Annotated in this window: 12 protein-coding genes and 3 pseudogenes; 2 read left to right on the plus strand and 13 right to left on the minus strand. The window is 31.4% G+C overall.

Going from position 1 to position 8752, the window contains the following annotated elements; translation table 11 throughout:
- Positions 1 to 9: 9 nt before the first annotated feature.
- From ureA to ACCQ42_RS10310, 8 genes and pseudogenes are all read right to left on the minus strand, one after another.
- The gene (gene ureA, locus ACCQ42_RS03230; RefSeq protein ID WP_004816472.1) at positions 10 to 312 is read right to left on the minus strand and encodes an urease subunit gamma; all 303 of its coding nucleotides are present in this window, start codon (positions 310 to 312) and stop codon (positions 10 to 12) included.
- Complete coding sequence (locus ACCQ42_RS03235; RefSeq protein WP_410035357.1) at positions 303 to 1118, minus strand: urease accessory protein UreD; 816 nt, start codon at positions 1116 to 1118, stop codon at positions 303 to 305. Before ACCQ42_RS03235 ends, ureA begins: the two co-directional genes overlap by 10 nt.
- The gene (ureG, locus tag ACCQ42_RS03240) at positions 1118 to 1729 is read right to left on the minus strand and encodes an urease accessory protein UreG (protein WP_410035358.1); all 612 of its coding nucleotides are present in this window, start codon (positions 1727 to 1729) and stop codon (positions 1118 to 1120) included. Before ureG ends, ACCQ42_RS03235 begins: the two co-directional genes overlap by 1 nt.
- An 8-nt stretch (positions 1730 to 1737) precedes the next feature.
- The gene (locus ACCQ42_RS03245; protein ID WP_410035359.1) at positions 1738 to 2442 is read right to left on the minus strand and encodes an urease accessory protein UreF; all 705 of its coding nucleotides are present in this window, start codon (positions 2440 to 2442) and stop codon (positions 1738 to 1740) included.
- The gene (locus ACCQ42_RS03250; RefSeq protein WP_265214923.1) at positions 2435 to 3007 is read right to left on the minus strand and encodes an urease accessory protein UreE; all 573 of its coding nucleotides are present in this window, start codon (positions 3005 to 3007) and stop codon (positions 2435 to 2437) included. The genes ACCQ42_RS03245 and ACCQ42_RS03250 overlap by 8 nt, the downstream gene beginning before the upstream one ends.
- Before the next feature lie 583 nt (positions 3008 to 3590).
- A complete protein-coding gene (locus ACCQ42_RS03255; RefSeq protein ID WP_106460487.1) occupies positions 3591 to 3794 on the minus strand; it encodes a helix-turn-helix transcriptional regulator in 204 nt (67 codons plus the stop codon).
- A 2-nt stretch (positions 3795 to 3796) separates the two neighbouring features.
- Entirely contained in the window at positions 3797 to 4213 is a 417-nt protein-coding gene (locus ACCQ42_RS03260) for a hypothetical protein (protein WP_207047697.1), read from the minus strand.
- Positions 4214 to 4617: 404 nt separating this feature from the next.
- A pseudogene (locus tag ACCQ42_RS10310) lies at positions 4618 to 4890 on the minus strand (DUF3847 domain-containing protein).
- 323 nt (positions 4891 to 5213) lie between these two features.
- On the opposite strand from ACCQ42_RS10310, the gene ACCQ42_RS03265 reads away from it, so the two are divergent.
- Positions 5214 to 5642: a Dps family protein gene (locus tag ACCQ42_RS03265; RefSeq protein WP_106460489.1), complete on the plus strand. Its 429-nt coding sequence runs from the start codon at positions 5214 to 5216 to the stop codon at positions 5640 to 5642.
- 330 nt (positions 5643 to 5972) lie between these two features.
- On the opposite strand, the pseudogene ACCQ42_RS03270 reads toward ACCQ42_RS03265, so the two are convergent.
- Positions 5973 to 6188 (minus strand): annotated as a pseudogene (locus ACCQ42_RS03270) (hypothetical protein); the annotation flags it as partial.
- A gap of 139 nt (positions 6189 to 6327) precedes the next feature.
- On the opposite strand from ACCQ42_RS03270, the gene ACCQ42_RS03275 reads away from it, so the two are divergent.
- Positions 6328 to 6717 (plus strand): pyridoxamine 5'-phosphate oxidase family protein, encoded by a 390-nt coding sequence (locus ACCQ42_RS03275; RefSeq protein ID WP_265238018.1) that lies wholly within the window; start codon positions 6328 to 6330, stop codon positions 6715 to 6717.
- 453 nt (positions 6718 to 7170) lie between these two features.
- On the opposite strand, the gene ACCQ42_RS03280 is transcribed toward ACCQ42_RS03275, so the two are convergent.
- The 4 genes and pseudogenes from ACCQ42_RS03280 to ACCQ42_RS03295 form a co-directional block, all read right to left on the minus strand.
- A complete protein-coding gene (locus tag ACCQ42_RS03280) occupies positions 7171 to 7665 on the minus strand; it encodes a hypothetical protein (RefSeq protein ID WP_410035360.1) in 495 nt (164 codons plus the stop codon).
- 70 nt (positions 7666 to 7735) lie between these two features.
- Positions 7736 to 7912 (minus strand): annotated as a pseudogene (locus tag ACCQ42_RS03285) (DUF3847 domain-containing protein); the annotation flags it as partial.
- A gap of 104 nt (positions 7913 to 8016) precedes the next feature.
- On the minus strand, positions 8017 to 8406 hold the full coding sequence (locus tag ACCQ42_RS03290; RefSeq protein ID WP_019116047.1) for a bleomycin resistance protein: 390 nt from the start codon (positions 8404 to 8406) through the stop codon (positions 8017 to 8019).
- Positions 8407 to 8425: 19 nt separating this feature from the next.
- Positions 8426 to 8620: a CD1845 family protein gene (locus ACCQ42_RS03295; protein ID WP_410035361.1), complete on the minus strand. Its 195-nt coding sequence runs from the start codon at positions 8618 to 8620 to the stop codon at positions 8426 to 8428.
- Positions 8621 to 8752 lie beyond the last annotated feature (132 nt).

Below are 8752 nucleotides of genomic sequence, written 5' to 3' on the forward strand. Positions count from 1 at the left end.
TATTGCCTCCTACACTATTGGTTGATGAACTGTTACAAGCTTGGTTCCATCAGGAAATGTGGCTTCTATTTGTACATCCTTAATCATTTCAGGAACACCTTCCATGACATCATCCCTCGTTAGAATCTTCCTGCCTTCTTGCATCAAATCTGAAACAGTCTTGCCATCACGAGCCATTTCATAAAGCTCGGCACTGATTAGAGCGACTGCTTCAGGATAGTTTAATTTAAGTCCACGTTCTTTACGCTTTCTGGCAACTTCTCCAGCTGTAAATATCATCAAGCGTTCAATATCTTTTGGTACTAAATGCATATCCTTCCCCCTTTTTCAATCAAATAATCTATAATTTCTTTTTCACATTCTATTAGATCCTGGCCCATCTTGCCCAAAATCCTGATTTGAATATCATTTCTAAAACTTAAACTTGCCCCACCTTTTAGGCCTCTTTTTTGGCTATGCTTTTCAATTATTTTGCGGATTTCGCCAATGTTATCTTCATTGGAAAAATTTATAGCAACCATAGACAAAAAGTGGTCATAGCCTTCCATCAGGCCAAGTTCATTTATCTCTTGTTCTCTTGGCCTTATGAGGTTTTTTTCGGTATAGATAAGTTTGCTATCAAGGTTTATATCTAGATTAGTCTTGTAGCTTTTAAATTCAAAGCTTTCTCCCCTGCCAATTCTACCAGCTACAAAACAGTTAGAAAAAATAAGCCTAGCATCTTTTTCTAAATCGACCTTGATAACCTCCCTAAAATCTGCATCCTTGTAGAGAATCATGGGTAAAAGTTTAAAAATAAAGTCAGACTTTTCTTCTCCACGAATTTCGACCCTACGACTTGCGAAAGAATCCTTATTCATCTTATAAACTTTTTCATATGATTGAGAAGAAAGCAATACCTTGCTATTTTTTTTTGCATAAAATCTTTCTTCTTGCCTATCGCCTTCCAGGATACCTGGGCTTGAGCTCATAATCATAGCCTTGGTAAAGTCACCGTATTTGAAGGTGTGCATGACTAAAAATGGTGGAGAATTATAAATATCTTTTAGGATTGTTGTGTCATCCTTATTTTCAAACTCTAAATATAATCTGCTGGCTCTTGCGTATGTTTTTTTCATTATTTTAAATCTTCTAATAAGACTTGCTTTCTTATCCAGTCATAGACCTCATTTAGGCCATCGCCATTTTTGATATTAGTAAAGATAAATGGACGATCTCCTCTTTGGGCTAGGGTATCATTTCTCATAGCTTCAAGGTCAACGCCAACATAAGGAGCTAAATCTTTTTTGTTTATGATAAGAAGATCTGATCTTAAAATTCCTGGGCCTCCTTTTCGTGGTATATCCCCACCTGCAGCTACATCTATTACAAAGATGGTGGCATCTGCAAGGTCAGGACTAAAGGTTGCTGATAGATTGTCTCCACCACTTTCGATAAAGATTATTTCTATATCCTTAAAATTTCTGACTAAATCCTCACAAGCTTCAAGGTTCATAGAAACATCATCTCTTATAGCTGTATGAGGACATCCTCCAGTTTCTACTCCTCTTATCCTATCTCTTTCAAGAATCCCCTGATCTTTTAAGTAGTTTGCATCTTCTTCTGTATATATATCATTAGTAACTACTGCTACCTTATAATCTTTTTTGAATTCTTCTACTAGTTTTTCTATCAAATGAGTCTTTCCGCAGCCAACAGGGCCTGCGACACCGATTTTTACGTAATCCATAAGCCTCCCTAAGACATATAAAGTCTTGAATATAATACTTCATGTTGCATTGAAGCAACTTCTACACCTGGATATGAAGTAAAATAATACTCCTCATCCAATTTATCTATCTTTGTAACTAAATCTATTATCAAATCATAGATTTCATATAAGATTTTCTGCCCATCAAACTGGCTGATAGGAACAGTCTTAACCGCTGTAATAACTAGATTCTGTGCCATATTAAAAGCAAAACTCAAAAGAGATGCGGTCATATCAATATCAAGACTTGCTGTAATTAGAGCATAGGCGACTGAGTGATGGATGATAATGTCATTTTTCTTATGATAAGCTAGGTAGTCATAGTATTGTTCTGGCATAGCTATGTCCATCTTATGAACTGTCGATATAAGTCTTGAGCCTAACTTCTCTGAAGCTTCCCTTAACTCTTTTTGGCTTTTTTGAGCCTGTAATCTTATATTTAGATCTAAAAGATCATCTTTTTTCCCTTCTATAAAATAATTGTAAGCTAGATATACAGCTAAAAGGTCATTATAATAGAAGCTAGTTTTTAAATAGTTTATTAAATATTTTTTTGTATCTTTCGAATCTTTAATCAAATTCTTTAGGATATAATTTTCAAGTCCATAAGAATGAGAATAAGAACCTATAGGAAATTGACTATCATTTAATTGAAGGAGGATGAGCTCTTCTTCATATTTTTTTCTATTCATGGTGATGGTGGTGATGATTGTGGTCGTGATCGTGATCGTGATGGTGATCATGATTGTGGTCGTGATCGTGGTCATGGTCGTGACTATGATGATCTACTACTTGACCTTGAGGTAGAATTGCCATCAAGTTGTTTTTTGGCAATAATTTAGCCATGACCTTATCCATCTTTATCCCTTCTACAGTCTTTAGCATATCTTCCAGGGTCTTCTCATATGGTGTTATTAAAGATTCGCCATCTTCTGACCAGTATAATTTTGCATGACGATTGCCAATAATATATGCCAAGTTGACAAAGCTCTTAGCCTCATCCATAGAAAGCTTTAAGCATTCTAGCTCTTCGATATTGATAGCATAGACTACATTATTTTCTCTATAAATTATATCTCCATGCTTTAGACCTCTTTGTCTATCTTCTTCAGAAAGCTTTAGACCCAAATCCAGACCCTCATATTCAAATCTTTGAATTTTCTTGTGGGCATGGTCGTAAGGCATATTAAGCCAGTTGATTATTAAATTTTCTTCATTTATATCAAAAACATTTCCAATAATTTTTTCTATTATCACTTTATTCACCCCTTTTTTACAAACTTAATAGTACCCCTTAAAACAAAAAAAACAATGATTTTGCATTTTATAAAGTGTAATTTTCTTTATTCTACTTTTTGAAAACAATCTTAGCTAAATTTCCCAGACAAAAACCGCATATAGAATACATCCATATACGGTTAATTTTTCATAGGATAATTAACAATACCTCCCAAATTGTAATTATAACAAAGAGACCCCAGGTTTTCATGATGATTATATTAAAAAACTCAAATAGTAAGAAATATAAATCCAAGAACTAGTATCTAAATCAAGAATGTTCTCAATGAATATATCTCCTGTTCTTCCACAAATGATAAGGTCTGGTCTATATATTTCAGCTTGTTTTTTATATATTCTCTGTCTTCTTTTGAAAACTTATCTATTTCAGAATCCTTTGATGTTGTCTTCTCAGGAGTATTTTTTAAGTTTATAACCAAAATAGGGGCAAGATATTTTTACCATTCATATTTATCTAAATCTTCGACCGTATCAAAATCAATATCGTCCCATTGCAATCCTGTGAATTGCATATTATATTTCCTAAATTAAATTGTGTGCCTCAATCATCTGTAAATTCAAATAAATCTTCTACGCTAACATCAAACACTTTTGCAATATCCATAGCTAATTTTAATGACGGATTATATTTTCCATTTTCAAGATGTACAATAGTTTCTCTTCTGACATTTACCATTTCCGCAAGTTCAGATTGTTTATATTTTTCCTTTTCTCTATATTCCTTAACTTTAGTTATTAGTGCCACAATTATACCCCTTTAGAATCCATAATTATAAACATAATCGTACGAAGTATTGTAATTGTAATTACTGTTCCAATAATTAGCCATCCCATCAACGCTGTTGAAATTCCGTTTACATGACCTAAAATCCCTCCTAAATATGCTATAATAACCATTAACACGCAAAAAATTTTTAAGCATATTGAATCACATCTGTGTAGATTTTTTTCCGCAAATTCATCAAAGTATTCTTTCTTATACTTTTTTACTCTAAAATAATGCACTATCAGCATCAAAAATAGAATAAAACCCCAATAGCTTGAAAACTGTTGGTATTCAGGCTGATAGTCGCTTCTGCTCCACAACCAGTAATATCCCGCAATTAAAATTGCAATAATAATTTTTGTTGCAACAACTTCTCGTATAGATACTTTGTTTTTCATGTCAAATTCTCCTTACGTATAATTTCAAGTGATATATTTCTAACTTAATGTTATTAACATATCACACAAAAAACTTGATGTCAATGCTTAAGTTATAAATATTTCACTTTTGTTTTTTATTGGTCTAACTCGTTCTGTTTTACCTGTGATAGTCGTTTTTCTTGTTCCTGTAACGGCTCTATGCAAGTCTTAACTTTTTCTGCTTGTTCAACTTCTTCTCATATCCCTAATATTTGATTGTAAAGGTTATTTTCTCTTTCTTCATAGTGGCAAGTTACGATTTCCATTGGGATATATATAATATCTTGCTTTCTCCTAAGTATTCTTTCAGATATTTCTTAAAAATTTTAAATAAAATAAGTTATGCAGTATGCTAATTGTAAAAATCTTCCTGTTTATTTTTTTTAATTTTCGCTCATTATTTTTAGTGTTTCTTTAAATTCTTTTGTCTTTTTTGCTTTTTCTAGTAGGATTTTTATTTCTTCATATGTTAATTCTTCTGAATTTTCTATCCCTGATTAAGAATTTGGTTGATTTTTATTTACCAACACGATTTGACAAAGAGCCTTTTAATATTTTCTTTTCTTGATTTTTCAGTTGTCTTAATCTTTCTTCTGTATCGTCAATTTTATCTTTTATTTTTTTGACACTTGTCTTATTTGTTCTAATTTTTTCATATAAAACTCCTTTCTTGTATTAAAAAAGAGATAACATTTCTGCTATCTCTTCCTAAGTTTCACTATTAAATTTATATAATACTCTTTTCGATAATATCTGATACTTCCTTTTGTATAGATTCTATCTTTCTATCTATTCCTTTTTGTTGCATGATGTGATTTTGTATCTCTGAAATAATTTTCTTCTGTTCATTTTTACGACATTAGGATGAAATAATAAATATTTGCTAGTAAATTTTATTCAATATTATAGACTTGACTTGTTTTTTATTATTGTATATAATGATAATGATAATTAAAATTATTTGAAAGCGAGGAATAAAATGACAAAATTAAACACATATCTTGCAAATCTTGCAGTACTAAACATTAAAATCCATAATCTACATTGGAATATCGTAGGCTCTCAATTTGTATCTGTACATGAGTATCTTGAATCTGAATATGATAAGGCTGGTGAAAGACTTGATGAAGTTGCTGAGCTTATCAGAATGTCTGGAGAATTTCCAGTTGCTAATCTAAAAGAATATTTAGAAATTTCTACAATCAAAGAGATTAAAACTTCTAAAGAAGTATCTATTAAAGAAGCATTAGAAATAGTCCTATCTGACATAAAACTTCAAAAAGAACTCGCACTAGAGATTAGAAAAGAAGCAGATGAAGCTGATAATTTCCCTGTAGCTAATGTTATGGAAAATCATATAGAGGACTATAACAAACAAATTTGGTTTGTGGAATCAAGTCTTAAATAGGCAAAATAAGCTATTGCAGAACTTTGAATTACTGTCATCCTATAATTAGGGTCTGTAAATGATTTTGTGTATCAACCTAAATCCTGATAAAAGGGCAAAGGTTGATACATTTTTTTGTGTCAGTATTTAGCCATTCCTATAGTAATGGTTCTAGATATGCTCACATTCATTAAATTTAAGTTTCTTTCACTTATATTTCCCTCTAACCTATCTTCATATAACTGTTCATGGCTTATATCTATTTCTGATAATTGGTTCTTTTTAAGCTACAGCCCCTTAAAACAAATAGCCAAGAAGTTGAATTGAACATTACAAGTTATGTATTTTTAGTTAAACCAAAGCGGTAAGTAAATATGCCAAAATTAGGCTCACGAAAAAGAAGATTATAACTTTTGTGATCTGACTTTTCGCATTAAACCCAAAATTATCATATCCCTTGGCTCCAACCGTCTGTGGATAAACTTTAGTTGGTAATTTTAACTTGGTAAGCATGAGATAATCAAAAAATATAATATCAAAAAGCTTATATCCTTCAATTCGTAAGACTTTTTTACTTTAGTTCTGCTTGAATTTTTATTATTTCAATTATGTTTATTATTTTGCAGTCAATAGTGATAATCATTATTGACAACTCTCCCCAAATATGCTATCCTATAAATGAAAATAATATATAAGAGGTAAAAATATGAAATTAACCCAAGAAATAAAAGACTTAATTGGTGAACAGCTTGCTTATATGGCTACTGTTGATGAGGATGGTAATCCTAATATAGGGCCAAAAAGAACTATGAGGGTTCTTGATGATGAACATCTCATCTTTTGCGAAAATACAGATGGCAAGCACCATGCCAATATTAAAAATAATGGCAAGATAGCTATCGCCTTTGTTAAAAGAGAAGACAACAAGGGCTTTAGGATTGTGGGTGCAGCCAAATCTTATACAGACGAAGAGCATATGAACCTAGCCAAGGAAAAGGCTGGTGTAATGCCAAAGGCGGCTGCTGTAATCATAGATATAGAAAAGATCTATACCCTTGATTCAGGTCCAATAGCTGGAAAATTATTAGAAGCCTAATTCCCATAGTTATTAATAATTCTACAAAAAAGTTTGGTGCACGGATTATTTCTTGTGTACCAAACTTTTTTATAAATGATGAATTGCAAATAATATTGCGACACCTAAGCCAAACTAAGTTCGTGCTTAAATAAATCAAATGGAGTTTGATATTCTAGAGGGTCTGAAAATAATTTTGTGTATCAACCTAAATCCTGATAAAAGGGCAAAGGTTGATACATTTTTTTTGTGTCAGTATTTAGCCATTCCTATAGGAATGGTTCTTGTCTTGTTTTTTAGATATGCTCACATATTAGATTGAAGTTTCTTTCGCTTATATTTCCCTCTAACCTATCTTCATATAACTGTTCATGGCTTATATCTATTTCTGATAATTGGTTCTTTTTAAGCTACAGCCCCTTAAAACAAATAGCCAAGAAGTCGAATTGAACATTACAAGTTATGAATTTTTAGTTAAACCAAAACGGTCAGTAAATATGCCAAAATTAGGCTCACGAAAAAGAAGATTATAATTTTTGCAACCTGACTTTTCACATTAAATCCAAAATTATCATACCCCTTAGCACCAACCGTCTCTGGGTAAACTTTAGTCGGCAATTTTAACTTGGTAAGCATGAGATAATCAAAAAAGATAATATCAAAAAGCTTATATCCTTCAAATAGTATTAAAAATCTAACAAAGGCTTGCTGAAAAGTTAAACTAAATTTTACTGTATCAACAATTGCCCAGACTAGGACGGCTGCAATGGTTAGCAATCCAAGTATCATGATAAGTCCGCCTAATATATTGACCCAAATCGGTTTATCTGGCAACTTACTCATCATAGCTTTGATATCATCGGGTGCACCGAAATGCTTCGAGCCAAATTTCGGTATAATAAGTATAAAATTCACCATCATAATTGATGCTGTTAAGCAGATGATTGTTAACATGCCAAGTGTTTTCATCAATTTAGTTTACCTCCTCTTTATCTTATTATACTAGGTGTTTTTTTTAATTCTTTTGTCTTTGTTGCTTTTCTAGGATTGCTCCTCTTGTTATTAGCCTATGAGTTCTTTCTTTTCTTCTTTTTACTATATCTTGTTTTAATATCTTCTTTTCTTGATTTTTTAGTTGCCTTAATCTTTCTTCTGTATTGTCTATTTTATCTTTTATTTCTTTTGAATCTTGTCTTATTTGTTCTAATTTTCTCATACTTATCTCCTTTCTTTAAAATAAAAAAGACGACAGAATTATTACTTTCTATCGTCTTGTATCTTTAGTATTTAGTTTTATTTAGCTCGACAAACTGGTATTTGTTAATTTGTAAATCTTAACAAATACCCATTGGGATCTTGAATTAAAAACTCTATTTGCATTTCTTCTATTTCATTAACTTGATATATGTTTATGGTTAGTTCTCTGTATAATTCTATATTCAAATTATTCACTAATTGATACAGTTCTTCAATATCATCGACAGCTATTGAAAAATTTATTCCTCTTCCTAAAGGATATACTAGCTCACCTATATTCCAACCATCATCATGAATTTGTTCGAACATAAACTGACTTTCTTGAAAAGACATGAAAACGAATTTATCTTCAACACGTTCATATTCAATTTTAAATCCTAATTCACTATAAAATTTTTTAGTCAGATTAATATCAAAAACTGATAATTCAGGAATCATCCTACTAAAATCCATATTCCCTCCTTGACAAATACTAATTTATCCAAACCGCTTTAATTTTATCATTTATCAATTCAATAAACGCTATCACAGTTACTCCTACTATCGGAAGTCCGTAAGGACTAAATAGGAAACCAATAACCAAGCCAAAAATACCTATTCCAACTTCTCCTTGAATAAAAGAAGATAACGCCCAAAATAAGCATAACACCATAATGATATACAACAACGCCGTTCCAATACCAAGTATGAATGTAATAAATGCAGAAAGTCATATTCTGTCATTATTTTCTATTCAATCATCTTGAAGTGTCTCAAGGCATCCGTGATGGCTGGGTCTGTAAATAATTTTGTGTATCAA

It is taken from the genome of Anaerococcus kampingae, from assembly GCF_046365475.1.
Classification (GTDB): domain Bacteria; phylum Bacillota; class Clostridia; order Tissierellales; family Peptoniphilaceae; genus Anaerococcus; species Anaerococcus kampingae.